The sequence below is a fragment of the Streptomyces sp. MGP-BFMKR1 genome (assembly GCF_057766585.1).
Map to the genome: position 1 here is coordinate 3,820,020 of NZ_CM173408.1, position 24,554 is coordinate 3,844,573.

The following is a 24,554-nucleotide window of genomic DNA, read 5'->3' on the forward strand; positions in this document are numbered from 1 at the left end:
TCCGGCTACCTCATCGGTGCCGCCGCCCCCGCGCTCAGGCGGGGAGCGTGGTGTCCACCACGAAGCCGATCTCCACGACCTGGCCACGGAAGGTGAGTTCGGAGACGCCGACGACGGTGCTGGCCGGGCGGTGGTCGCCGAAGTAGGCGAGGTTGCCCGCCGCCACCGCGGGGGCGTTGCGCAGCAGGTCCACGACGTACAGCGTCTGCGTGATGATCTGACGGCGAGTGGCGCCGTAGTGGTCCAGGACCCGGTCGATGTTGGCGTGGGTCCGCTGGAGCTGGGCGGCGAAGTCGCCCGCGTGCCGGAACTCGCCCGCCGCGTCGAACGAGAGCTGCCCCGACACGTGGATCAGCTCGCCGGACCTGATCGCCTGCGCGTAGCCGAACTCGCGCTCGGCCGGCACGTCGTACGTGAGGACATCGTTGGTGGCCACAGTCTCGTTCCCTTGCTCGTGTGCCGCATGGTCGGTCACCGCCGGGGACGCCGCGCGCCCCGTACTCTCTTGCGGTTACTCGGGAACTGTAGGAAAGTGGCCGCTGAACTGGAAGTACGCACTTATTCGTGACTGGGGAACCCGATGGTGACCAAGCACTTCACGGGCTCGCCCGAGGATGCCGACCTGCGGCGCGTGGACTCCCTGGCGCGGGAGATCTTCTCGGACGTGGCCAACAAGTGGGCCCTACTCATCATCGAGGCCCTCGGCGACGGCACCCTGCGCTTCAGCGCCCTGCGCGACGAGGTCGAGGGCATCAGCCACAAGATGCTCACCCAGAACCTGCGCATGCTGGAGCGGTACGGCCTCGTCGACCGCACGGTGCACCCCACCGTGCCGCCGCGCGTCGAGTACACCCTCACCGAGCCGGGGCGGGCCCTGCGCGCCACGGTCGACGGCATGTGCGGCTGGACCCACCGCTACCTCGGCCACATCGAGGCGTCCCGCAACCGCTTCGACGCCTGACGCCCCACCGCCCACCCCGCCCGACCGACTTCCGGCCGACCCGCCACACGCTCGTACGCCCCCGGCGCCCCGCCGCCGGCCAGCGCGTACGCCAACGGCCGTACGCGGCCCCGTACGCCTCCCCTCGCACGCCGACGCCCTCGCCCCCGCACCCCGACGGCCGCGTGCCGCCCCGTACGCCACCACGCGTACGCCAACTCCCGCGCACCGCGCGGCCCGGCCGGGTCAGCGCAGCGCGCGCTCGAAGCACCAGGAGCCCGGCAGGCCGGCGTACGCGCCGAAGTTCGGTATCCGCGCGTAACCGTGGCGGGCGTAGAAGCGCACGGCGGCCGGCTGGCGGTCGCCGGTCTCCAGGCGGAGCGCGCGCCACCCCCGTCGCCGCGCCCACTCCTCCAGCGCGCCGAGCAGTTCCCCGGCGATTCCCGTACCGCGCCAGGCCGGTTCGACGTACATCCGCTTCACCTCGCCCAGTCCGCCGCCGAGTTCACGCAGCCCGCCGCAGCCGACCGGCACGCCGCCGCCCGGGTGCCCACCGGCCGCCCGGTCCGCCCCGCGCGCGCCCGGTCCGGCGTACGCCACCACGAACACGGCGCAGTCCGCCGCCGACGGCGCGGGGCCGGGCTCGCTCTCCGTGGTGCCGTAGACCTCGGCGATCTCGGCCCGCTGCCGCGCGCGCAGCGCCTCCGCGTCGGGGTGGGTCCAGGGAACCTGTACCAGCCAGGTGCGGCCGGCCGGCGGCGCGTGACGCGCGTCGTGGACGGGAGGGGCGGGCTTCGGGGGGTGCTCGATGCTCATGGGGCGGATTGTGCCGAGCGCCTGTTTCCTCCGCGTAACGCCGTGTTACGCGGTCGGCCGGGCCAGACGGCGCGACCCGCCCCGCGTGCGGGACGGGTGGGGCAGTTGGTGCGGGTGGTGCGCTGGGGCCGGGGCCGGCGGGATCCGGTGACCCCCATTCAGATAAATTCCGGTTCCCGCGTGAGGATCGGGGCAATGGGGGGTCCAAGTCACCGTAGCCGCCCACCGGTCGGCCCGTCGGGTCGCCGGACCGGCACCCGAAGCCGACACCCGGCGACGGTCAGACGAACACGGCACGAACACGGCAGGACGACGGACCGAAGAAGCCCCGGCACGCGCCACGGGCGGCAGACAAAGGAACCACGACCGCGGCGGCCAGCGGACCCGAACCCCGCGGCGCGCCACCACCGCACGGTCACGCCGCGGCGGCACCCGAGACACCGAGGAGAGGACCCGACCCCATGACGACACCGAAGACGGCCACCCCCGCGATCAACGAGCCCCGCACCGGCGGCACCAAGCCCGCCGCCGGCTCCACCTCCGGCACCACCACGCTCAAGGACTCGTCCGGCGCCGACAGCCAGCCCGCCACCCGCGGCAAGACCTCCATCGCCGACGGCGTCGTCGAGAAGATCGCCGGCATGGCCGCCCGCGAGGTCTCCGGCGTGTACGCCCTCGGCGGCGGCCTCGCCCGCACCCTCGGCGCCGTCCGCGAGCGCGTCCCGGGCGGGCGCCCCAACGTCACCAGCGGCGTCAAGGTCGAGGTCGGCGAGCGCCAGACCGCCATCGACCTGGACATCGTCGTCGAGTACGGCGTCCCCATCACCGACGTCGCCGCCGACATCCGCGAGAACGTCATCGCCGCCGTCGAGCGCATGACCGGCCTTGAGGTCGTCGAGGTCAACATCGCCGTCATCGACGTCCACCTCCCCTTCGACGAGGAGGACAACGACGACGAGGCCCGCGTCCAGTAGCCCCGCCGCCGCTGCCCCGCACCACCGGCCCGGCCGCCCCGGGCAACCCCCGGGGCGGCCGGGCCCGCCACCCCGTCCCGACGCCGCACAAGGAGTAGGACATGAGCACAGCGATCGTGGGCCTCGCGGTCGGCATGGCACTCGGATTCGCCGGCTACTTCGGCGGGTTCACCGCGTTCCTGCTCGTCGCCGCGCTCGGCGCCATCGGGTTCATCGTCGGCAAGCTCGCCGACGGCGACCTGCACTGGAGCCAGTTCGCCCGCCCCGGCCAGGCCCGCACGCCCCAGGACCGCACCACCCACCGGACCCGAACCACCCGCAGCAGGCTCAAGTGACCATTCCCGCAGCCCAGCGCGGCGCCACCACCATCGCCGACCGCGTCATCGCCCGTACCGCCACCGCAGCGGCCCGCGAGGCCCTGCACGACCTGGCCCACCCGACGGCCACCGCCCGCGCCACCGGCACCACCCGGCGCGGCACGGCCCGGCTCACCCTCGCGCTCGACCTGCCGTACCCCATCGACATACCCGCCACCACGGACGCCGTGCACCAACACGTCAGCCACCGCACCGCGGCCCTCATCGGCCTGCCCGTCGGCACCGTCCGCATCCGCGTGGAGCGCCTCCACCTGTCCGAGGCCGCCACCACGGACGGCAGGCAGGTGCGGTAGTGAGCACAGCATCCGAACCCGAGTCGCCCGAGAACCCGGCGCGCGCCCGGACCCCCCACCGCGCCTGGTCGGCCCGGCGCGGCCCGGCCGCCGTACTCGCCCTCCTCGGCTCCGCCGCCTGCGGCATGCTCCTGTACGACCAGGTGGCCATGGGCTACGGGCACCCCGCCGCGCCCTGGCGCACGCACACCAAGGACTGGCTGGCGGACACCCCCGGCACCAGCGGCTGGGTGATCGGCGCCGCCGCCATACTGGCCGTCCTCGGCGTGTACCTCATGGTCATCGCCCTCACCCCCGGTGGCCGCCGCCGGCTGCCGATGGCGCCCCCGGCGCCGTCCGTACGCGCCGTGCTCGACCGGGCGAGCGCCGCGACCCTGCTCCGCGAGGCGGCCCTGCGCACGCCCGGGGTCACCGCGGCCCGGGTGCGGGTACGCGGCCGACGCCGGGCCCGCGTGCGGGCGACGGTGGCCTACGGCGACGTCACGGCGGTGCGCGCCGCGCTCCACGAGGAACTGCTCGCCGCCACGGACCGCCTCGGCCTGGCCCACCCACCCCGCATCCGCCTCCGCCTCACCGCCGCCCCCGCTCCCGTCCTGCACGGAAACGAGCCGGACGCACCCGGCACACCGACAGAACCCGAGGCGCGGTAACCGCCGGCCATACGAAGCGAAGAGAAGGACGCGAAGAACGCGGAGAACGCGGAGAACGCGGAGAACGCGAGGAACGCGCGGAAGAAGGAGGAGGAGCCGATGGAGGTCAGTCGTGGACGCCACTGGCTGAACAGGACCCTGCTGGCCCTGCTCGGGATCGCCGGCCTGGCCGCCGGCTGCTGGGTGGCCGTGACGGGGCTCGACGCCCGCGGCCAACTGCCGTTCGCGCTCCCGTCGTGGTGGCCGAGCGGGCACCCGCGCGCCGCGTTCACCGACCGGCTGGAGGCGACGGGGCTGCGCGACCACGGTTGGTGGCCGGCCGCCGTCCTCGGCTGCCTGACGCTCGGTCTGCTCCTCCTCGCGGGCTGGCTCCTCGCCCAGACCGGCCCACGCGAGCCACGCCGCCTCCCCCTCCCCGCCCCCGGCGCCCCGAGACGTGCCAAGCCCGCCCCGCACGCCCCGACGCTGCGCACCTCCGCGCTGTCCGGGGTGATGGCCGCGCAGGTGACCGACCTGCCCGGGGTACGGCGGGCCCGGGTACGCCTCACCGGCGGCCCCCGCCGCCCGCGCGCCCGCATGACGGTGGTGCTCGACGCGAGCGCCGACCCCCGCGCGGTCCTGGCCGCCCTGTACACCGGCCCCCTCGCCCACGCCCGCCACAGCGCCGGCCTCCCCCACCTCCACTCCGGCCTACGCCTGCGCGTCACGACGCCGGGGACGCGTCGGACTCGCTGAGGGTCGGCCGTACGCGGGGGCTGGCCGTAAGGCCCGTATCCGCCCCGATCTGCCCCGTCGGCCGCACGCGTTGCCACCCAGCGCCGCCCGCGCGTCCGCCCGTCCGTCCGCCCGTCCGGACACTCGGGCGCCCCCAGGAAACCCGCCCCGTGGGCCGCTTGTCAGTGGTCGCTGCGAGACTGCGGCGCCATGACCATTGACTCTTTGCGGCTGCGTCAGGCCACCGCCGCCACCGACGTCGAGCCGGCCTTGCGGCGGGCGCTCGTCGACTGCTGGGTCGACGTCACCAACGCCGGTGGGGCGGCCGGTTTCCCCTTCCCGCCCATCGACGCCCAGCACGCCGCCCCGGCCCTCGACGCCATCGTCGACGGCCTCGGCGCGCGGACCTCCCGGCTGCTGGTGGCCCTGGAGGGCGGGCGGGTGGCGGGTTGGCTGAACATTCGCCGCGACACCTTCCCCCTCGTCGCCCACTGGGGCACCGTGCACCACGTCCAGACCCGCCCCGAGGCGCGCGGGCGCGGCATCGGTGGCGCGCTGATGGCAGCGGCCCGCCGGATCGCCCGCGACGAGATGGGCCTGGAGCAACTGCGTCTGGCCGTGCGCGGCGGAGCCGGCCTGGAGATCTTCTACGGGCGGCTCGGCTGGCGGGAGGTCGGCCGCTGGCCCGCCGCCCTGCGGCTGTCCCCCACGGACGACCGCGACGAGGTCCTCATGCTGCTCAACCCCCTGTGACGGACCGCCCCCACGCCCCTCGCGCGCCCGCCCGCGCCGTCCCCGCGCCGCCCGCGCGGAAGACGCGAAAAACCCCGGCCAAGGGTTACTTGACCGGGGTTCCGGGCGGTCCGACTGGTGGGCCATCAGGGGCTCGAACCCTGAACCAATGGATTAAAAGTCCACTGCTCTGCCAATTGAGCTAATGGCCCGCACCACGCAGCATAGCCCGGCCGTCTGCCGAGCCCCGAGCGCATCAGGAGTTCGGCGCCGCACGAGGCCGCGCGGGGTGCGTACGCGTACCGCCGCCGCGCCCGCGGCGCGAGCGACGGGGCCCGTACAGCACACCACCGTGCCATACGGGCCCCATCACTCACTCATCGGTCAGCCGTTGCGCTTCCAGCGCGGCTTGTCGTCGCGGCGGCCGAAGGTGCCGGTGCCGGTGCCAGTGCCGGTGCCGCCACGGTGGTCGTCGCGCCGGCCGTGCGGGCGGTCGCCGTTGGCCGGGCGGTGGCCGCCGGCGGGGCGCTCGTCGCGGCGGTCACGGTTGTACGGGCGGTCCGAGCGGAAGCCGCCGGAGGGGCGCTCGTCGCGGCGGAAGCCACCCTGCGGGCGGTCGTCACGGCGCTCGAAGGAACGACCGCCACGGTCGTCGCGCCGGTCGTCGCGACGGAAGCCGCCGGAGGGGCGGTCGTCACGGCGGAAGCCACCGGAGGGACGGTCGTCCCGACGGAAGCCACCCTGCGGACGCTCGTCACGACGCTCGAAGGAACGACCACCACGGTCGTCACGCCGGTCATCCCGACGGTCGTCACGCCGGAAACCACCCGACGGACGCTCATCCCGACGGAAGTTGCCCGAGGGGCGGTCGTCGCGACGAAAGCCACCGGAGGGACGGTCGTCCCGACGGAAGCCACCCTGCGGACGCTCGTCACGACGCTCGAAGGAACGACCACCACGGTCATCGCGCCGGTCATCCCGACGGTCGTCACGCCGGAAACCACCCGACGGACGCTCATCCCGACGGAAGTTGCCGGAGGAGCGGTCGTCGCGACGGAAGCCACCCTGGGGGCGGTCGTCACGGCGGTCGCGGCGCTCGAAGTTGCCCCGGTCGTCGCGGCGCTCGTACCCGCCGCGCTCCTGCTCCGGGCGGCTCGGCGCGGCGTCCGCGGCCTGCTGCTCGGTGCGCTCCCGCGTCGCAGGGGCGGTGGCGGACGCGTCCGCGCCGCCGTCCTGGGCGCCGGCCGTGGCGGCCTCCGGCACGGCGGTGGCCTCGGCGGGCGCCGCCGCCGCGACGGCCGCGGCCGGGTCCTCGCCGCGCTCGCGGGCCGCGCGGGCCAGCAGGCGGTCGGCCTCCTCGCGCAGCTCGGTCGCGCGCCGCTGCACCTGCTGCAACTGGCGGGTGAGGTCCTGCACGTCGCGCTCGGCCTGCTTGGCCGAGTTCGCCGCCGACTCGGCCTGCACCTCGGTGAGCGAACGGGCGCCGGTGATGCGCGCCACGTCGTCGTCGAACGCGCCGGCGCCGCCCACGATGTGGCGCGAGGCGTCGACGCCCGCGTCCTCCATCAGGCGGAAGATCTGCCGGCGCTGGTGCGGCAGGGCCAGCGAGACGACGGTGCCGCTCTTGCCCGCTCGGGCCGTACGGCCGGAGCGGTGCAGGTAGTCCTTGTGGTCGCCGGCCGGGTCCACGTTCAGCACCAGGTCGATGCCGTCCACGTGGATGCCGCGCGCGGCGACGTCCGTGGCGACCAGGACGTTGACGTAACCGTCCTTGAAGTCGGCCAGCGTCCGGGTCCGCGCGCCCTGCGTCATGCCGCCGTGCAGCGCGTCCGCCCGTACGCCCGCGTCCACGAGCTGCTCGGCGACGCGGTCGGCGCCCATCTGGGTGCGGACGAAGATGATGGTGCGGCCCTTGCGCGCCGCGATGGCGGCGGTGACCGGCGCCTTGTCCTTCGGCTTCACGACCAGCACGTGGTGCGTCATGGTCGTGACCGCGCCCTGCGCCGCGTCCACCTCGTGCGTCATCGGGTTGGACAGGTAGCGCTTGACGAGGGTGTCGATCTCGTTCTCCAGCGTCGCGGAGAACAGCATCCGCTGGCCGCCGGACGGCACCAGGTCGAGGATCTCGGTGACCTCGGGCAGGAAGCCCATGTCGGCCATCTGGTCGGCCTCGTCGAGCACGGCGACCTGCACCCGGTCCAGGGTCGCGGCGCCACGGTTGATGATGTCGCGCAGTCGGCCCGGGGTGGCGACCAGGATGTCCACGCCCCGCTCCAGGGCGTAGATCTGATTGCCCATCGAGGTGCCGCCGCAGACGACCTTGAGCTTCAGGCCGAGCACGTCACCGTACGGCTGGAGCGCGTCGGAGACCTGCATGGCCAGCTCGCGGGTCGGGGTCAGGATCAGGCCACGGGGGCGCTTCTTCTCCGTGAAACCGCCGGCGAGTTGGGCCAGCAGCGGGAGGCCGAAGGAAAGGGTCTTGCCGGAGCCGGTACGGCCTCGGCCCAGGATGTCCTTGCCGGCCAGCGCGTCCGGGATGGTCGCGGCCTGGATCGGGAACGGGGTGGTGACGCCGTTCTGCTTCAGCTTGCGGACGACCTGCTCGGGCAACCCGAGGGTGGCGAACGTGACGGACGTCTCAGCGTCCTCGTCGGCGGCGTCGCCGGACGCGGTGGCCTCGCCGGACGCGGTGGCCTCGTCGGACGCGGTGGCCTCGTCGGACGCGGTGGCCTCGTCCGCACCCTCGTCCTCGCCCGCGGCGGCGGACTCGGCGGGCTCAGCGGACTCGGCAGCGGCGGCGGACTCGGCGGCCACGACGGGCTCAGCGGCCTCGACGGGCTCGGCGGGAGCCGCGACGGGGGCGTCAGCGGCGTCGGCCTCGGCGACGAACGTCGCGGCGGCCTCGGGGATCATGCCGGTCTCCTCGACCTCGGGCATGACGGTGTGCTCAGCAGAAATGGACATGCGAAACGCGAAACCTTCCGGAGTTACGGCACGCGCCCAGACTCCGTGTGATTTCGCAAACGACCGCCTCGATGCGGTCAGCCACGGCAAGGAAAGGAACGCGCCACGCGGCGCGCTCCGGGAGGGTTCTCCGAAGTCGGCCGGGCAAATGGGATCAAACGATCTACCACCATACGCACCCCGCCCCCCGGAAGGCAAATCCCGCCCCCACGCCCCTCCGCGCCCCGGGCCAGGCACTCACCGCTCGCGCAGCGGTCTCGGCTGGGGAGCCGGCTCGGTGCCCTCGGCCGGCGGCGGCGTGCTCGGGGGCGGCGAGGTGGTCGGCGCGGTCGTCGGGGCGGGCGGGCTGGGCTCCGGCGGCGGGCTGCTCGGCCGCGGCACGGTCGGCCGCGGGCGGGGCACCGAGCCCGTGGGCGACGGGGCGGGCACATCGGGCCGGGTCGGCGGGTCGGCGGCGGGCGGCGGCGCCTGCGAGGGCCGTCCCGCCTCCCCCGACTCGTCCCTGCCCTCGCCGTCCTCGGGCCCGCGCTCCGCGTCCGCCCGCTCGGCATCCGGCTCGGCGGACGAGGAGGCGCTCCCGGAGCCGTCCGGCCGCGGCTGCGCGGCCCCCCGGCGCGCCCCGTCGGGGAGCACGGCACCACCGTCGGGGACCGGCAGCGCGCCGTCCGGCTGACCGCTCCTCCCCTCGCCGCCGGCCGGTTGTGAGCGGTCCGGCTCGGAGACGCTCATGCAGCCCGCCAACGCCATGGCGGCGAGCATCACGGCCGCGGCACGCGCCGGAGTACGCGCCGCGGCGCGGGACACGGTGCGCGGGGCGCGGGGAACACGAGGAGCACAGGCGGACATTCCGGGCATGAGTGGGTTACCTTCCGGCGCACGGTGCGGGCCATCTGCCCAACTGGCCCCGCCCCACCCAGGACACGCGCCGCACGAGCCACGGCACTCCCACACCCCGGAAACCCCCCGGACCGCGCACCCACGCCGCGCCCGACCCGCACGCGACCGCGCCCCGCGCCCGCTCCGACCGCGACGACGCACCACGCCCGGGCCGCGCACCGCCCCCGACCACCGGCGGGCCAACCGGGGCCGGCCGGGGCCGGCCCGGGCCGAACGGGGCGCTATCCCCAACCCAGTTCGTGCAGCCGCTCGTCCTCGATGCCGAAGTGGTGGGCGACTTCGTGGACGACGGTGATGGCCACCTCGTCGCGTACGGCGTCCCGCAGGGCGTCCGACGGCCCGCCGCGCCCCTCGGCCGAAACACCCCCCGGCTCGGCTCCCGGCTCCGCCCCCGGCCCCGCCGCGGGCCCGGCCGTGGCGCCGGCCTCGCCCACCACGGGCACCCGGGCCCCCTCCGGCGCCTCCCGCGCGCCCGGGGCCACCCCCTCGGGCGGCTCCCCGGCCCCGGCCGACTCCTGGGCCGTCACGTCCTCGCGGCCCGCGCACATCCGCAGCGTGGGCCCCCGGTAGATGGTGATCCGGTCCGGCAGCACGCCCGCGTACCACTCGCCCCGGTCGGTCAGCGGCGTCCCCTCGTAGAGCCCGAGCAACTCCGGATCGTCCGCGGGCGGCTCGTCCTCCACGAACACCGCCACGTTGTCCATGAGCCGTGTCAGCTCGGGCGGAATGCGGTCCAGGGCCTCGGCGACCAGTTCCTCGAACTCCTCGCGCGTCATTTCCAGCACCCGGCCATTGTCGGGCAGGCGCCCCGTCCGCGCCCCACGCGTGCGTCGAACACCCCCCGCACACCCCAAACCACCCGTCGCCCGCGCACCGCCGCGACGCCCCAGGTCACCCCCGCCCCCACCGCGCGGGTAACCGTTTTGGCGATCCCCGTCGGCATCCCATATGCTTCTCACGTCCCCGACGGCGCCGGAAGGCGCTCAGGTGGGCCATCAGCCCTCATCGTCTAGTGGCCCAGGACGCCGCCCTTTCAAGGCGGTAGCACGGGTTCGAATCCCGTTGGGGGCACGCAACACTCTATGCATTTTCGCTTGTGCATAGATTCTGGTCCTGTGGAGCAGTTTGGAGTGCTCGCCACCCTGTCAAGGTGGAGGCCGCGGGTTCAAATCCCGTCAGGACCGCTGCAACCGCGAGGTTGCGTGGCTGGGTAGCTCAGTTGGTACGAGCGATCGCCTGAAAAGCGATAGGTCGCCGGTTCGACCCCGGCCCCAGCCACCACGACGAAAGAGCCCTGGAGCGCATGCTGCCCGGGGCTCTTTCGCACACCTCAGGGCGCTACTGCTTTACCTTCGGAAACGTTGCCAAAGTTTCCGTGCTGACGTGTCACCACGGGTGGTGCTGACACGGCCCCGGGCGGGCCTGTGTTTCCGCGTCCGAGGCGGCTCCTTCTCCCGCGAAGGATTCCGCGAGTCTCCCCGCCCCGGTGCCCGGACCGCGGTGACAACGGGACGAGCATGCTGACGCCGGTCTTCGAGTGACCCGGCAATTCCCGTGCCGCATCCGTCCGCGCGCGGTCCGGCAGGTCCCGCTATCGTGAGGGTGCGCGGGCACGGGAGGTGGCATGTCAGCAGGCGCGCCCAACGCACCGGGTACCGACCTCCCTGAGTTCCTGAGCTGGGACGAACTCCAGAGACTTCCCGAGGACGTCGCGGCCCAGATCGAGCTCTGGGACCGGAAGGTCGTCTGGAACCGGCGTGGCCCCCTGGAGCACCAACGCTTTGCTGTACGGATGCGCAACGCCCTTGAGGCCGGCGCCCGCCAGGCCATGCGGGGTGCCGCTGGTGACGGCGAGCAGCGCTGCTGGCAGGTCGAGGTGGAGACCAACGTGTTCTTCACCCCGGACAAGTCCAGCTTCCTCACCCCGGACTTCCTCATCCGCCGCTGCCTGCCCCGCGGCGCCGACACGTTCGCGAGCGACGTCGTACTGGCAGGCGAGGTCTTGTCAGGCTCGGATACCCCCAAGCGCAGAGCCTGGAAGATGGACCGGTACGCCGAAGCCGGTATCCCCTGGTATTGGGAGGTCGAACTCGACTCGCCCGGGACCTGGGACATCACCGCGGTGCGGGCCTACGAGGTCGCCACGGCACCAGTCGCCGGGCTCGTCGTCAAGCCACTCCGCCAGGCCCTGTACGTCCCCGTGGGGGAATGGGAACCAGTAGGCCCGGGAATCGCCTTCCCCGAGCCCTTCAGCCTGGACATCACCTGGGAAGATCTCGCGTTCTGAGACGGCGTTCTGTGCCTGAGACACGATGGGTGCTCTCAGGCGCACCGGAGACCGAGGAATCGGGCAGCACCCAGTTGAACGCTGCCCAGCTTTCCCACTCGCGGAAGCGCTGTGCTCCTTCGTCTGGACAAGCCGCTACCGCATGACACCGCGGAGCGAGGAGCACTCCAGCACGATTCGCTCCCTGCAGATCGACACGCTCGCCCTGGGCCGTCACGCGAAGTGACCTCCGATGTGTACATCGACTTCCCCGCCGACGAGAACTCCGCCCCCCGACCTCGCGATCCTGCGCGAGGACGCTCAAAAGCGGGGAAAGCGGGGAAAGCGGGGAAAGCGGTACAGCTTCGAGGACGTCCTGCTGGTCTCCGAGGTCGTCTCGATCTCCTCGGCCCGGAAGGACTACGCCGACTGCACGGCCAAGTACGGCCGCTACGGCATCCCCGTCTACCTGATCATGGACCCGTACGCGCAGGAGGTCGTCGTCCACACCCAGCCGAACGGCACCGGCTACAGCGCCGCGCACACCCACTCGTACGGCACCGGCAGGCTCCCCATTCCCCTGGCCGACGGCCGCGTCTTCACCCTCGACCTCAACGAGCTCCCCCGCCCCGAGCCCGGGCCGGCGGAACCGGGGGTAGCGAGGTAACGAATCCGGGTTCGCATCCCGTTGGGGGCACGCGACACCATGTGCGAGACTGGGCTCGCACGTGTGCTGGGTCCTGTGGAGCAGTTTGGAGTGCTCGCCACCCTGTCAAGGTGGAGGCCGCGGGTTCAAATCCCGTCAGGACCGCCGCAACCGCGAGGTTGCGTGGCTGGGTAGCTCAGTTGGTACGAGCGATCGCCTGAAAAGCGATAGGTCGCCGGTTCGACCCCGGCCCCAGCCACCACCGCAGGAAGCGGGAAGGCCCCGACCGGGTTAACTGGTCGGGGCCTTCTTCTCGCGCTCTGCCGGGGTACGAAGGGGCCCTCCCCGATACGTCCGGAGCTCCTTCGTGTCGTCTCGCCAACGCTGGCCACCGGTCATCTACGGCTCTGCCCCGGCCGAGCACGGCCGGGGCAGAGCCAGGTGCCGAGAAAGCGACTACGCCAGGGCTCGGAGCGCGGCCACCGACGCCACCAGGCCCTCCCTCTCCAACGAGGCGATCACGTCAGAGACCACCGCGTTCGGCGGATGCTTCCAGGCATCCGCTATCTGCGTCAGCGTCGCGTACACCAACTGAGGCGACAGCCCCACCTGTGCTTCGATGAACGCGTCGGGATGGACTGCCTGCACGTCCCAGGGGGACAGCTTGTCCGGGGGAAAGTCCTTCAGGTTGAATGTCACGATGACCTGGGCCTTCGCACGGACGGCTGCCGCGAGGACATGGCGGTCACCAGGGTCCGGGAGATCAATCACGTCGATCAGCGGCTCGTGCCCCTTCACCAACACGTCACGAATCGCGCCAGCCATGAGCTCCCGCGTTCGGTCCAGTTTGTACGGGTCCACGTCGGGCCGGTTCCGCTTCAGGTTGCGAAAGGTCTCGTCGAGGATCTGGTCTGTCCACTTCGCTTGCACCAAGCCGCCTTGCGCCACGCGGATGAGGACGTCACGCAAGGTGCTCGGGTACAGGACGTTGGCGTCGTAGACGGCGATAATGGCCACGAGCTAGATCATTCCCATCTCCTGGCCGAGCTTGGTGAGCTCATCGGCCGCCAGCCTGCGGCGCCGATCGTCCTCGCGTTGGTACTCCAGCAGAGACGACGCGGTGATTCTGCGATGCGTGCCAACCGTCCGGTACTCGATCTCTCCAGCGTCCAGCAGCCCGATGAGGAAGGGTCGGGACACGTGAAGCATGTCCGCGGCTTGCTGAGTAGTGAGCTCGGCGTCCGAAGGCACGATGGACACGGCCCGACCGGCACCCAGGTGGGCAAGCAGCGACGCGAGAAGCTCTACGGCCTCACGGGGAAGGACCAGGGGCTCTCGGTCGCCTCCATCCCGAACGCTGACCTGGATCTGGGAGGCATCTTGATGCTCGACCAGGTAGCTCCTGACCCTGGCGAGTGCGTGGTTGGCCGTCTCCTGCTTGTCATCCGGTAGCTTCACCGGACGGAAATCAGTCTTGGTCATGAGCGCGCCCCTAGATGCTGTGGGTGAGCGCCAGTAAAAAGTCCGCCAGCGTTGGCGCGGCGGCATGCTGGCGACGACGGCGGCGCGTCCCGGAACCTGCTGGCGCAGGCGGCGGGTCCACCGTCGCTGAGGGCAGTAAAGGATCTTTGGCGGTGGTGGGGTCAAGCTCGACACTGACCCGCTCATCGAAGTATCCGCAATAAGCGAAACAAGTGCAACATCTTTCTGAGCCTTCCCCGCCTGAAAAGCGATAGGTCGCCGGTTCGACCCCGGCCCCAGCCACCACCGCAGGAAACGAGAAGGCCCCGACCGGGTTAACGCAAGTTAACGGTCGGGGCCTTCCCGTGTGCGTGCCACCGGGCAGAGCAAAGCCGGGCAGGGCAGGGCGGAGCCCGGGCCTCACGACACCGTGACGACGACCTTGCCCCGGACGTGGCCCTCGGCGCTCAGGCGCTGGGCGTCGCCCGTGCGCTCCAGCGGGAAGGTGGCCGCGACCGGCACCGTGAGGCCGCCGGCGTCGACCATGGCGGACAGGGCGGCGAGGTCGGTCGCGTCCGGGCGGACCCACAGGTAGCGCCCGCCCAGCGGGGTGACCGCGGGGTCCACGATCGAGGCGATGCGGCGCGGGTTCTTCACCACGTCGGCGGAGACCGTGACCGCCTCCCCGCCCACCAGGTCGAAGGCCGCGTCCACGCCGTCCGGTGCCAGCCCGCGCACCCGGTCGGTGAGCCCGTCCCCGTAGGCGACCGGCTCCCCGCCCAGGGAGCGTACGAAGTCGTGGTTGCGGGGGCTGGCCGTGCCGATCACGCGGGCGCCCAGGTGTCGGCCGATCTGTACGGCCAGCGAGCCGACCCCGCCCGACGCCGCGTGGACCAGGAGGGTCTCGCCCTCCCGCACCCGCAGCGCCTTGGCCAGCGCCTGGTACGCGGTGAGTCCGGCCAGTGGGAGCCCGGCGGCCTGCTCGAAGGTGAGGCTGGTGGGCTTGTGGGCCAGGGTGCGCACCGGGGCGGCCACGTACTGCGCGAACGTCCCGCCCGACAGGGTGTCCTTGCGCACGTAGCCGATGACCTCGTCGCCCTCCTCGAACTCCGGGGTGTCCAGGCCGCCGCGGACCACGACGCCGGCGACGTCCCAGCCGGGGACCACGGGAAAGACGACGTCGAGCAGCGAGTTGAGGTGGCCGGCCTGCGCCTTCCAGTCGACCGGGTTCACCGAGGCGGCCCTGACCTCGACCAGTACCGAGTCGGGCCCCACCTTCGGGTCGGGCAGTTCGCCGTACTCCAGGACCTCGGGTCCGCCGTACGCGCGGTAGCTCACAGCCTTCACGATGCTCCTGCTCCTCGGGTTCGCGTGGCCGGGCCACTCTCGCGGCGGCCCGGCGGATGGGCGCGGGTGGGCGCGGATGGGATGCGTGCGGGTGGGTCGGATACGGGTGGGCGGGGGGTGCACCAGGTGGGCGCGTGCCGGGTGGGGCGCGTGCCGGGTGGGCTTCTTCCACGCTAGGCCGCCGGCGCGTCCGATGGCGCCGGCGCCGCACGGCCGCCCGGGTGGCGGTGGCGCCAGACCCAGAAGACCGTGCTGGCCACCACCGCCCAGCCGGCCAGCACGAGGAAGGGGAAGGCGTGCTGGTGGCCGCCGAAGTAGACCGCGGTGTGCTGGGCGTTCACCGACGCGCCGGGCGGCAGCCAGCGGCCGATGTGGCCCAGTACGGAGGGGAGCAGCGGCCAGGAGACGGCGCCGCCCGACGACGGGTTGCCGAGCAGCACCATCAGCCCCCAGGTGGGCAGCATGGCCCAGCGGCCGAAGAGGGTGTTGAACATCGTGAAGACCATTCCGGACGCGAACAGCGTCAGCGCCAGGATCAGCCACGACTCCACGAACGGCAGGTGCAGCGCGTCCAGCAGCCAGTCCACCACCGCCGCGATGGCGAACCCGCCGAGCAGCGCGTACGCGGCGGTGAAGCCGATCCGCTCCGCCGGGTTCAGGGCGCGGGCGTGCACGCTGAGCTGGATCGCGCCGACGAAGCCGATGATCACCGCGGCGAGCGAGATGTAGAAGATGGCCAGCCCGCGCGGGTCGCCCCGCTGGAGCGGGTTGAGGTCCCGCACCGTCACCGGCACCCCCACCCGCGCGCCGACCCGCGGCCCCGCCGTCGTGAAGATCTCCGCGACCGAGGCGCCTGAGGCACCGGAGACGTCCAGTTCGACGCGGTCCCCGGCGCCGCCCGGCCGGCCGCCGACGGGCTGGTGCACGTAGAGCACGGCGAACACCCGCTGCTCGTCCACGGCCCGCTTGGCCTGCGCGTACGTCGCGTACTCGCGCAGTTCGAGCGAGGCGTCCAGGGCCTCTTCCATGCCGCGCACGAACGCCTTGCCGCGCGGGCTGTCGCTCGCCCCGACCACCGCCGTCGGCACGTGGTGCGGGGTCGGGTTGGCCATCACGTACGTGTACGAGCCGGCGAACAGGCCGGCAGCCGCCGCCAGGATGACCACCAGCACCGCGGCCGGGAAGAACGGCGAGACCTTGAACACCGCCCACCGCGAGCGCTCGCCGCGCGCCCCGCGCGCCTCGGGGTGCGCGCCGGCGGCCGGGGGCCGGGCAGTGGCCGGGGGCCGGGCCGCCGCCGAATGCCGGTCCGCCGCCAGCTGCCCGGTCGCCGCCGGCCCGGCCGGGGGCACGGGCGGCTCCGGCGCACCGCCCGGCGCGGTCGGGTCGGCGCGCGGCCCGGCCGGGGTGCCCGCGGGGCGGTCCGGGTCGGCTTCGTCGCCCGGGACGGGCCGTTCACGCGGGTCGTCCATGACGTCACGCTAAGCCACCCATCGCGGACATTCCTCCCGAGTCACCCGGACCGAGCTACTCGGATCGAGCCACCTGGACCGAGTCGCTCGGGCCGAGTCACTCGGACGTTCGGCGGCGTGGCCGTCATCGCCAGGGGCGCGCCCGCGCCCGGGGCCGTGGCGCGCGTCCGGCGGAGGTCAGGGCGTGGGCCCGGGCGCTGGCCCGGCCGGAGGGGCGTGATCCGGCCGCGAGCGGTCGTTCCTCGCCTCGGCGCGGGCGCCGGGGCGCAAATGGTTCGCCAGCTCTTTCGGCGAGGTGAGATCCTTGGCGGCGTATGTCCACTCAGCCTGCCCCTGCCCTGCCCGCCCTGCTGGAGCGGCTTCCCGAGCTGATGCTGCGCGACGCGCAGCGGCTGGGGCGCCGACTCGACGGTGCGCGCCGGATTCGTCAGCCCGAGGCCCGCGCGGCCGTGCTCGCCGAGATCGCCGGCCAGATCGAGCAGGCCGAACGGCGGGTGGCCCACCGCCGCGCCGCCGTCCCGAAGATCACTTATCCCGAGTCGCTGCCGGTCAGCCAGAAGAAGGACGACATCCTGGCGGCCATCCGGGACCACCAGGTGGTGATCGTCGCGGGCGAGACCGGCTCCGGGAAGACCACCCAGATCCCCAAGATCTGCATGGAGCTGGGCCGCGGCGTGCGCGGGCTCATCGGGCACACCCAGCCGCGCCGGATCGCGGCCCGTACGGTGGCCGAGCGGATCGCCGACGAACTGGGCACCCAGCTCGGCGAGACGATCGGCTGGAAGGTGCGGTTCACCGACCAGGTCGGCCCGGACACGCTGGTCAAGCTGATGACGGACGGCATCCTGCTGGCCGAGATCCAGACCGACCGCGAGCTGCGCCAGTACGACACGATCATCATCGACGAGGCGCACGAGCGCAGCCTCAACATCGACTTCATCCTCGGCTACCTGGCGCAGTTGCTGCCCCGCCGCCCCGACCTCAAGGTCGTCGTCACCTCGGCGACCATCGACCCGGAGCGGTTCGCCCGACACTTCGCGAGCTTCGCCACGGTCGGCGGCGGCGCGACGGGCGCGGCCGGCGGCCGGGAGGCGCGCGGCGGCCGACCCCAGCGCGGCGCGAGCCGGCGCACGCGGGACGACGCGCCCAGCGCCCCGGACGCGGCCAGTGCGCCGGGCGCGCCCACCGCCGAAGCGCCCATCGCCGACGCCCCCAGCTCCGGCGCGGCGCCCACCGCCCCCGGGGCCGGTGCCGAGCCGGCCGGCGCGCCGATCATCGAGGTCAGCGGGCGTACGTACCCGGTCGAGGTGCGCTACCGGCCGCTCCTCGAAGAGGGCGGCCAGGACGGCGACCGCGACCAGGTGACCGCCATCTGCGACGCCGTGGACGAGCTACAGCGCGAGGGCGAGGGCGACATCCTCGTCTTCCTCTCCGGCGAGCGGGAGATCCGCGACACGGCCGACGCGCTGGAGAAGAAGAAGCTGCGGAACACCGAGATCCTGCCGCTGTACGCGCGCCTCTCGCACGCCGAGCAGCACCGGGTCTTCCAGCGCCACACCGGCCGCCGCGTCGTGCTCGCCACCAACGTGGCGGAGACCTCGCTCACCGTCCCCGGCATCCGGTACGTGATCGACCCCGGCACCGCCCGCATCTCGCGCTACAGCCACCGCACGAAGGTGCAGCGGCTGCCCATCGAGCCGATCTCGCAGGCCAGCGCCAACCAGCGCAAGGGCCGCTGCGGCCGTACCAGCGACGGCATCTGCATCCGGCTGTACTCCGAGGACGACTTCCTCACCCGCCCCGAGTTCACCGACGCGGAGATCCTGCGGACCAACCTGGCCTCGGTGATCCTGCAGATGACGGCGGCCGGGCTCGGCGACATCGAGCGCTTCCCCTTCATCGACCCGCCGGACCGGCGCAACATCAAGGACGGCGTCGACCTGCTGCACGAGCTGGGCGCCATCGAGCCCCAGCGGCAGCCCGCCGACCAGAGCGCCGCCGACCAGAGCACCACCGACCAGAGCGCTGACCAGACCTCCGACCAGCCCGCCGAGCAGGGCGAGCCGGGCGGCGGCGAGGAGCCGACCGACGCGCGACAGCCCGCCGACGCCCGTGGTGACCGTGGCGACGACCGTGCGGACCGGCGCGGCGGCAAGGGACGCGGCGGCGGGCGCGGCCCGGGCCGCAAGGGCCGTGGCCAGCAACTGACCCCGCTGGGCCGCAAGCTGGCGCAGTTCCCGGTCGACCCGCGCCTGGCCCGCATGATCCTGGCCGCCGACAGCAACGGCTGCGCGCGCGAGGTGATCGTCATCGCCGCCGCGCTGTCCATCCAGGACCCGCGCGAGCGCCCCGCCGACAAGCAGGCGCAGGCCGACCAGCAGCACGCCCGCTTCAAGGACGAGACCAGCGACTTCCTGGCCCTGCTCAACCTGTGGCGGTACGTCCGCGACCAGCAGAAGGCACTGTCGTCCTCCGCCTTCCGCCGGATGTGCCGCTCGGAGTTCCTGAACTACCTGCGGATACGCGAGTGGCAGGACATCTACAGCCAGTTGCGTACGGTGGCCAAGTCCATGGGCATCGAGGTGTCCGCCGCGGACACCGAGATCCCCGCCGACCAGGTGCACCAGTCGCTGCTGGCGGGCCTGCTCTCGCACATCGGGCTCAAGGAGATCGCCGAGGACCCGGCCAAGGCCGGCGCCAAGACGTCGGCCAAGGGCTCCGACAAGCCCCGCGGCAAGGGCGACTACCTGGGGGCGCGCAACGCCAAGTTCGCCGTGTTCCCCGGCTCCGCGCTGTTCAAGAAGCCGCCGCGGTGGATCATGTCGGCCGAGCTGGTGGAGACCTCGCGGCTGTGGGCGCGGGTCAACGCCAAGATCGAGCCGGAGTGGGTCGAGCCGCTCGCCCAGCACCTGGTCAAGCGCACCTACAGCGAACCGCACTGGGAGCAGAAGCAGGCGGCGGTCATGGCGTACGAGCGGGTGACGCTCTACGGCGTGCCGATCGTCGCCCAGCGCAAGGTCAACTACGGCAGGATCGACCCGATCACCAGCCGTGACCTGTTCATCCGCAACGCCCTGGTCGAGGGCGACTGGCGCACCCACCACCAGTTCTTCCACGACAACCGCAAGCTGCTCGGCGAGGTCGAGGAGCTGGAGCACCGGGCCCGGCGCCGCGACATCCTGGTCGACGACGAGACCCTCTTCGACTTCTACGACCAGCGCGTGCCCGAACACGTCGTGTCCGGCGCGCACTTCGACTCCTGGTGGAAGCACAAACGCCGGGACGAGCCGGAGTTGCTCAGCTTCGAGAAGTCGATGCTCATCAACAAGCGGGCGCAGGGCATCTCCAAGGACGCCTACCCCGACACCTGGTGGCAGGGCCGGCTGAAGTTCCGGGTGACCTACCAGTTCGAGCCGGGCGCGGACGCGGACGGCGTGACCGTGCACATCCCGCTCCAGGTGCTCAACCAGGTCGAGGACCACGGCTTCGACTGGCAGATCCCGGGCCTGCGGCAGGACCTGGTGACGGAGCTGATCCGCTCGCTGCCCAAGCCGATCCGCCGCAACTACGTGCCGGCGCCCGACTACGCCCGGCGCTTCCTGGAGCGGGTCAGGCCGACGGCGGGGCTCAGCGGCGCCGAGCCACAGGGCCCGCTCACGGCGGCGCTCGGCCGGGAGCTGCAACGCATGGTGGGCGTGACGATCACGCCCGACGACTGGGACACCACCAAGATCCCCGACCACCTCAAGATCACCTTCCGGGTGGTGGACGAGCGGCGCCGCAAGCTCGCCGAGGACAAGGACCTGGTCGCCCTCAAGGCGTCCCTCCAGCCCAAGACGCAGGCCGCGATCACCAGGGTGTTCGCCACCTCGAAGGAGAGCGCGGGCATCGAGCAGCGCTCGGGGCTCACCTCCTGGACGATCGGCTCCCTGCCGCGCACCTTCGAGACCCGGCGCGGCGGCCAGCCCGTCAAGGCGTACCCGGCGCTGGTGGACGAGGGCGCCTCGGTGGCGGTCCGCCTCTTCGACACCGAGGCGGAGCAGGAGCGCGCGATGTGGGCGGGCACCCGTCGGCTGATCCTGCTCAACCTGCCGTCGAATCCGGCCAAGTTCGCGCAGGGCAAGCTCGACAACGGGGCCAAGTTGGCGCTGTCCCGCTCCCCGCACGGCAGCGTGCAGGCCCTGTTCGACGACTGCGTCGCGGCGGCCACCGACCGGCTGATCGCGGCCCGTGGCGGCCCGGCGTGGGACGAGGAGTCCTTCCGCAAGCTCTTCGACGCCGTCCGCGCGGACGTGACCGACGTGACGATGGACACCATCCGCAAGGTCCGCGAGGTGCTGGCCGCCTGGCAGGCGTGCGAGCGCCGGCTGAAGGCCACCACGAGCGTGGTCCTCGCGCCGTCGCTGGCCGACATCAGGGAGCAGCTCGCCGCGCTGATCAAGCCGGGCTTCGTCACCGAGCACGGCGTACGGCGACTGCCCGACCTGATGCGCTACCTGGTGGCCGTCGACCGCCGCCTCCAGCAACTGCCGCACCACGCCGAGCGGGACCGCGCCCGGATGGCGAAGGTGCACGACATGCGCGACGAGTACCTGTGGCTGCTGGAACAGCTTGAGCTCAAGCACCCGGGCCGGCCCGTGCCCCGGGAGGCGCTGGAGATCCGCTGGATGATCGAGGAGCTGCGGGTCAGCTACTTCGCCCACGCCCTGGGCACGGCGTACCCGATCTCCGACAAGCGGATCGTGAAGGCCGTGGACGCCGTCGCTCCCTGACCCCGCTGCCCGGACAGCCGCCTCCCCGGACCTCGGGGCCCCGGCGGGGGCGGCCCGGGAGCGCGGTTCGACCCCACCCCCTGACCTGCTGTAGAGTCTCTTCTCGCGGCCGGACAAGCACAACACGGCGCGAAAGCTTGGTCCTGTGGAGCAGTTTGGAGTGCTCGCCACCCTGTCAAGGTGGAGGCCGCGGGTTCAAATCCCGTCAGGACCGCGGTAGACGATGAGGCTCGCACCCCGAGGGTGCGGGCCTCATCGCCGTTTCCGCACTCTCTTCCGTACGCCCCCGCTCGCCCCCGCTCGCCCCCACGTCGCGTGCCGCCGCCCGGCCACCGCGCCCCGCCCGGTCACCGCGCCCCGCTGACCCCGTCCCGTACGCGCCGGCCTCGTGGCCCGACGGCCCCGGTCCGGCGCCCGGCCGGGCGGCGGGACCCGTAAGGCACCCCCAGGCGACAGCGGACCGTAGCCAGCCGGGCGGGTGGCGCGGAACGCGCCGTGGCGGGCCCCGTCAGCGTCCGCGAGCGGGCCGAGGCGCCCGTGGCGGCCAGCCGTCCCCGGCCGCCGACCGCGCGGCGGCGGGGCAACAACCTGACAGGCGTCCCGGCGGGCGCCCCGCACGGCGTTCCCGGGCCTTTCTCAAACGTCCCTACCTGCCTTTCGGCAGTTCCGACGAGGCGCCAACGCCGCGCCCCGGCCGACCGGAACGGGTCGGCCCGCACGTGTTACCCGCCGGTGCACCTTGACTGGGGCACGCGCCGGCGGTACCCAGTCAGGAAGGCCGTGGGGGCCGGGAGGTACGCATATGGCGACGTCGGCGAAGCACGAGACGAGGGCGTTGCTGCGCGCCCATCTATCCGCAGCATCCGGTTACCGACATCTGACCCGGCACTGCCCGGTCTGCCACCGCCTGCTGCGGCTGGCCCTGGAGCAGCCGGGGCAGCCCGACACGGCATCGGCGCGAAGCGGCGTGGGCCTCGCCCGTGGCACCGAGCCGGCCAGCGGGGCCGGTCGGGCGGCGCGGCAGACGCCGAAGGGGGACGAAAGTCCTCCGGAGCGGTGACCAACGGCGCTGTGTACGCCCCGTGTCCGGTGACAGGGTGGAGGCGTCCGGATACGGGGACCGCATATCGCACTTGAGGCATAGCAGACAAGTGCGGCGTGCTGTGATGGGAGTCACCGAAAGAGTTTCCGTGGCGGGGGAACTCACACCCCGCTTACGCCCTCTCAATTTAATATGTGCAATTGCACCCGGGACTGGTCGCGACCAGGCCGTCGACGCGAGCCCCCGATACCGGGCCGGTTCGGTCGGTTTCCCACCCCCTCGGGGAGGGTTCCGCACCCCCGGGTCCTCGCGATCGGACAGCCCACCGCCCGGTGCTGTCCGCCGCGCGGGCGGCCGGGGCAGGCTGTTCCGGAGGTCTGGGGCAAGGTGTGCGGGCACAAAAAGACCGCGCTGGACCCGGCGGAGTCCAGCGCGATCGACGACGCACCCAAGTCAAGCGGGCGTGGCGCCTGTTGGGGCAGACGCCGGTCGTGTGGAGCGAAACGGGCGAGGACCGGATTGGGGGACCCGGAAATGCCCGGTTATGCGGTTATTTCAGGCTTCGCTGCGCTGCTGCGGAATGCCCGCCAGAAGTGCACGGACCTCCGCTTCGCGGTAGCGCCGGTGCCCTCCGAGCGTGCGGATGGACGTGAGCTTGCCTGCCTTGGCCCACCGTGTGACCGTCTTCGGGTCCACGCGGAACATCGTGGCAACCTCAGCCGGGGTCAGCAGCGGCTCGGCATCAGGGGTGCGAGCGGTCATGAGCGGCCTCCTCGGGAGAACCGAACCATCACGGTTCTTTCCTCTAAATTCTGCACCTTGACCCGCGTTGCCCGAAATGGCGGACGCGGGCCGAGTCGGTTATAGGACGAACGGCTTGTCCTCGGCACTACAACTACACCATCTGTCCAGCCACGTCGGCCAAACCGATGGAATTGCCCTCTCAGGTGTTCAACCTCGACGGAAGCCGATGGACTATGCCATAGCGGACAGTCACGCCGCCGTGACGATCAGTCACAGAAGGACCACGCGTCACCGGACCCACCAAGGAGCGCAATACCGATACATCCGCCCTTAGTTGGACGGAAGGAGCCCTTCGTGGACTCCTTGTCCTATTTTGACACGAGGATGGGGGATGGCCGCAAGGCCCGAACTCAGTGCTTTAGATCACGGTTGAGGCAATCGCCCGGATCGGGACCTACGTCCCGATCCGGCCGCGCCCACGCCCGCCCCCTCGTGGCAGCGCTCCCAGCTTGACCCCGCAGCGCCGCGCGCAACACTCCGTAACGGCTCTAAACCGCTGTCTGTGACGTTACTTCAGCTAGATCGTTGCCGATCCCGTACAGAGCTCCAACGGTCCGTCAGGCGCTCGTACGCGACCCCGGCCCGCGCCCCGTCGCCCGCGCGCAGCGCCGCCAGGCCCTCCGCGACGTCCGCCGCGGAGTGGTCGTCGGCCAACTCCCCCTCGGGCAGGGCGTGCACCAGGCCGCCGTAGTCCAACTCCACGAGCGAGCGCGGGTGGAACTCCTCCAGCCAGCGGCCGACGTCCACCAGGCCGTCGATCAGGGGGCCCTCCTCCAGCGCCTCCTTGAGCGCCTTGAGGCCGCGCGCGACGCGGCGCCTGGCCTCGACCATCGGCGTGCGGTACCGCAGCACGAGGCCGTCCTCGCCCTTGGTGTACTCCCGTTCCGCGTCGGCGAACAGGACGAACCAGCGCACCGGCACGTGCCAGGTCGCGCTGCGGATCCACGGGCGGGCGTCCGGATTGCGCTCCGACCAGCGCTCGAAATCGGCCACCGCCTGCCGGCGCACCACCGGCGGCAGCGCGGCGTCCAGGAGCGGCCCCGGCAGCCGCTGGGAGATCTCCTCCAGCGCCAGCCAGCCGCGCAGTCGGGTGCGCCAGGGGCAGACGCAGGTGACGCCGTCCACCGAGGCCACGAACGCGTCGTCGCTCTCGTGCACCGGGACCGGGACCGGCGGCACCGGGAGCAGGTTCGCCAGCGACCGCCGCAGCTCGTCCTGCGCGCTGGGCGTGTGCTCGCGGCGCGCGTACTCCGCCCAGTGGCTCCGCTCCGGCTCCGGAAAGGCGGCCAACGGCTCATAGACCCGTAGATAGGCCGCATACGGGACAACCACCGAAGACGCCAAGGTCACGCCCGCTCCCTCATGGCCGGAGTTGGTCGCCGGGGAG

The 24,554-nt window shown here is 72.6% G+C and carries 22 protein-coding genes, 7 tRNA genes and 1 pseudogene; 17 read left to right on the forward strand and 13 right to left on the reverse strand.

Features of this window, described 5'->3' with window-relative positions; translation table 11 throughout:
* Positions 1–34: 34 nt before the first annotated feature.
* Positions 35–436 carry a RidA family protein gene (locus AC3CHW_RS14570; RefSeq protein ID WP_398608701.1) on the reverse strand — a complete coding sequence of 134 codons (402 nt, stop codon included), beginning with the start codon at positions 434–436 and terminating at the stop codon, positions 35–37.
* 144 nt (positions 437–580) lie between these two features.
* Between AC3CHW_RS14570 and AC3CHW_RS14575 the strand changes: the two genes are divergently transcribed.
* Positions 581–961, forward strand: a complete 381-nt coding sequence (locus tag AC3CHW_RS14575) for a winged helix-turn-helix transcriptional regulator (protein WP_381165410.1) — start codon at positions 581–583, stop codon at positions 959–961.
* Between the two features lie 225 nt (positions 962–1,186).
* Here AC3CHW_RS14575 and AC3CHW_RS14580 read toward each other — a convergent pair whose 3' ends face one another.
* Positions 1,187–1,756 carry a GNAT family N-acetyltransferase gene (locus tag AC3CHW_RS14580; protein ID WP_488470720.1) on the reverse strand — a complete coding sequence of 190 codons (570 nt, stop codon included), beginning with the start codon at positions 1,754–1,756 and terminating at the stop codon, positions 1,187–1,189.
* Positions 1,757–2,217: 461 nt separating this feature from the next.
* Between AC3CHW_RS14580 and AC3CHW_RS14585 the strand changes: the two genes are divergently transcribed.
* The 6 genes from AC3CHW_RS14585 to AC3CHW_RS14610 all read left to right on the forward strand — a co-directional run bounded on the left by AC3CHW_RS14585 (position 2,218) and on the right by AC3CHW_RS14610 (position 5,517).
* A complete protein-coding gene (locus AC3CHW_RS14585; protein WP_387604367.1) occupies positions 2,218–2,730 on the forward strand; it encodes an Asp23/Gls24 family envelope stress response protein in 513 nt (170 codons plus the stop codon).
* Positions 2,731–2,831: 101 nt separating this feature from the next.
* Positions 2,832–3,065 carry a hypothetical protein gene (locus AC3CHW_RS14590; RefSeq protein WP_187059692.1) on the forward strand — a complete coding sequence of 78 codons (234 nt, stop codon included), beginning with the start codon at positions 2,832–2,834 and terminating at the stop codon, positions 3,063–3,065.
* On the forward strand, positions 3,062–3,400 hold the full coding sequence (locus AC3CHW_RS14595; RefSeq protein WP_398608699.1) for a hypothetical protein: 339 nt from the start codon (positions 3,062–3,064) through the stop codon (positions 3,398–3,400). Before AC3CHW_RS14590 ends, AC3CHW_RS14595 begins: the two co-directional genes overlap by 4 nt.
* A complete protein-coding gene (locus AC3CHW_RS14600) occupies positions 3,400–4,050 on the forward strand; it encodes a DUF6286 domain-containing protein (RefSeq protein ID WP_488470721.1) in 651 nt (216 codons plus the stop codon). Before AC3CHW_RS14595 ends, AC3CHW_RS14600 begins: the two co-directional genes overlap by 1 nt.
* Before the next feature lie 99 nt (positions 4,051–4,149).
* On the forward strand, positions 4,150–4,785 hold the full coding sequence (locus AC3CHW_RS14605; RefSeq protein WP_488470722.1) for a hypothetical protein: 636 nt from the start codon (positions 4,150–4,152) through the stop codon (positions 4,783–4,785).
* A 189-nt stretch (positions 4,786–4,974) separates the two neighbouring features.
* The gene (locus AC3CHW_RS14610) at positions 4,975–5,517 is read left to right on the forward strand and encodes a GNAT family N-acetyltransferase (protein WP_488470723.1); all 543 of its coding nucleotides are present in this window, start codon (positions 4,975–4,977) and stop codon (positions 5,515–5,517) included.
* 115 nt (positions 5,518–5,632) lie between these two features.
* Here the strand turns inward: AC3CHW_RS14610 and AC3CHW_RS14615 are convergent.
* The 5 genes and pseudogenes from AC3CHW_RS14615 to AC3CHW_RS14635 all read right to left on the reverse strand — a co-directional run.
* Positions 5,633–5,708 (reverse strand) — tRNA-Lys (locus AC3CHW_RS14615).
* Between the two features lie 172 nt (positions 5,709–5,880).
* Positions 5,881–8,460, reverse strand: coding sequence for a DEAD/DEAH box helicase (locus AC3CHW_RS14620; RefSeq protein WP_488470724.1), 2,580 nt, complete (start codon positions 8,458–8,460; stop codon positions 5,881–5,883).
* Positions 8,461–8,697: 237 nt separating this feature from the next.
* Complete coding sequence (locus AC3CHW_RS14625) at positions 8,698–9,207, reverse strand: hypothetical protein (RefSeq protein WP_459248847.1); 510 nt, start codon at positions 9,205–9,207, stop codon at positions 8,698–8,700.
* A 371-nt stretch (positions 9,208–9,578) separates the two neighbouring features.
* Entirely contained in the window at positions 9,579–9,884 is a 306-nt protein-coding gene (locus AC3CHW_RS14630; RefSeq protein ID WP_488471055.1) for a metallopeptidase family protein, read from the reverse strand.
* A pseudogene (locus AC3CHW_RS14635) lies at positions 9,873–10,142 on the reverse strand (metallopeptidase family protein); the annotation flags it as partial. The gene AC3CHW_RS14630 and the pseudogene AC3CHW_RS14635, both read right to left, overlap by 12 nt.
* A 213-nt stretch (positions 10,143–10,355) precedes the next feature.
* Here AC3CHW_RS14635 and AC3CHW_RS14640 point away from each other — a divergent pair.
* From AC3CHW_RS14640 to AC3CHW_RS14670, 7 genes are all read left to right on the forward strand, one after another.
* Positions 10,356–10,428: transfer RNA gene (locus AC3CHW_RS14640), tRNA-Glu, on the forward strand.
* A gap of 38 nt (positions 10,429–10,466) precedes the next feature.
* Positions 10,467–10,541, forward strand: a tRNA-Asp gene (locus AC3CHW_RS14645).
* A 20-nt stretch (positions 10,542–10,561) separates the two neighbouring features.
* Positions 10,562–10,638: transfer RNA gene (locus tag AC3CHW_RS14650), tRNA-Phe, on the forward strand.
* Between the two features lie 343 nt (positions 10,639–10,981).
* Positions 10,982–11,644, forward strand: coding sequence for a Uma2 family endonuclease (locus tag AC3CHW_RS14655; RefSeq protein ID WP_488470725.1), 663 nt, complete (start codon positions 10,982–10,984; stop codon positions 11,642–11,644).
* A gap of 232 nt (positions 11,645–11,876) precedes the next feature.
* Positions 11,877–12,290 (forward strand): Uma2 family endonuclease, encoded by a 414-nt coding sequence (locus tag AC3CHW_RS14660; protein ID WP_488470726.1) that lies wholly within the window; start codon positions 11,877–11,879, stop codon positions 12,288–12,290.
* 69 nt (positions 12,291–12,359) lie between these two features.
* A tRNA-Asp gene (locus tag AC3CHW_RS14665) sits at positions 12,360–12,434 on the forward strand.
* A 20-nt stretch (positions 12,435–12,454) separates the two neighbouring features.
* Positions 12,455–12,531 (forward strand) — tRNA-Phe (locus AC3CHW_RS14670).
* 194 nt (positions 12,532–12,725) lie between these two features.
* Here AC3CHW_RS14670 and AC3CHW_RS14675 read toward each other — a convergent pair.
* The 4 genes from AC3CHW_RS14675 to AC3CHW_RS14690 all read right to left on the reverse strand — a co-directional run bounded on the left by AC3CHW_RS14675 (position 12,726) and on the right by AC3CHW_RS14690 (position 16,549).
* Positions 12,726–13,286, reverse strand: a complete 561-nt coding sequence (locus tag AC3CHW_RS14675; protein ID WP_488470727.1) for a VapC50 family PIN domain-containing toxin — start codon at positions 13,284–13,286, stop codon at positions 12,726–12,728.
* 3 nt (positions 13,287–13,289) lie between these two features.
* Positions 13,290–13,751, reverse strand: coding sequence for a helix-turn-helix domain-containing protein (locus tag AC3CHW_RS14680; RefSeq protein WP_398608690.1), 462 nt, complete (start codon positions 13,749–13,751; stop codon positions 13,290–13,292).
* A gap of 399 nt (positions 13,752–14,150) precedes the next feature.
* Positions 14,151–15,077 carry an NADP-dependent oxidoreductase gene (locus AC3CHW_RS14685; RefSeq protein ID WP_459248843.1) on the reverse strand — a complete coding sequence of 309 codons (927 nt, stop codon included), beginning with the start codon at positions 15,075–15,077 and terminating at the stop codon, positions 14,151–14,153.
* A 173-nt stretch (positions 15,078–15,250) separates the two neighbouring features.
* A complete protein-coding gene (locus AC3CHW_RS14690) occupies positions 15,251–16,549 on the reverse strand; it encodes an ABC-2 transporter permease (RefSeq protein WP_488470728.1) in 1,299 nt (432 codons plus the stop codon).
* A 314-nt stretch (positions 16,550–16,863) separates the two neighbouring features.
* On the opposite strand from AC3CHW_RS14690, the gene hrpA reads away from it, so the two are divergent.
* From hrpA to AC3CHW_RS14705, 3 genes are all read left to right on the forward strand, one after another.
* Positions 16,864–21,321 carry an ATP-dependent RNA helicase HrpA gene (hrpA, locus tag AC3CHW_RS14695; protein WP_488470729.1) on the forward strand — a complete coding sequence of 1,486 codons (4,458 nt, stop codon included), beginning with the start codon at positions 16,864–16,866 and terminating at the stop codon, positions 21,319–21,321.
* A gap of 139 nt (positions 21,322–21,460) precedes the next feature.
* Positions 21,461–21,535 (forward strand) — tRNA-Asp (locus AC3CHW_RS14700).
* 588 nt (positions 21,536–22,123) lie between these two features.
* Positions 22,124–22,381: a DUF6274 family protein gene (locus tag AC3CHW_RS14705; protein WP_488470730.1), complete on the forward strand. Its 258-nt coding sequence runs from the start codon at positions 22,124–22,126 to the stop codon at positions 22,379–22,381.
* 537 nt (positions 22,382–22,918) lie between these two features.
* Here AC3CHW_RS14705 and bldC read toward each other — a convergent pair.
* Both bldC and AC3CHW_RS14715 read right to left on the reverse strand, forming a co-directional pair.
* Positions 22,919–23,125, reverse strand: a complete 207-nt coding sequence (gene bldC, locus AC3CHW_RS14710; protein WP_003949541.1) for a developmental transcriptional regulator BldC — start codon at positions 23,123–23,125, stop codon at positions 22,919–22,921.
* Positions 23,126–23,680: 555 nt separating this feature from the next.
* Positions 23,681–24,517: a DUF8083 family protein gene (locus AC3CHW_RS14715; protein ID WP_176163186.1), complete on the reverse strand. Its 837-nt coding sequence runs from the start codon at positions 24,515–24,517 to the stop codon at positions 23,681–23,683.
* Positions 24,518–24,554: the final 37 nt, after the last annotated feature.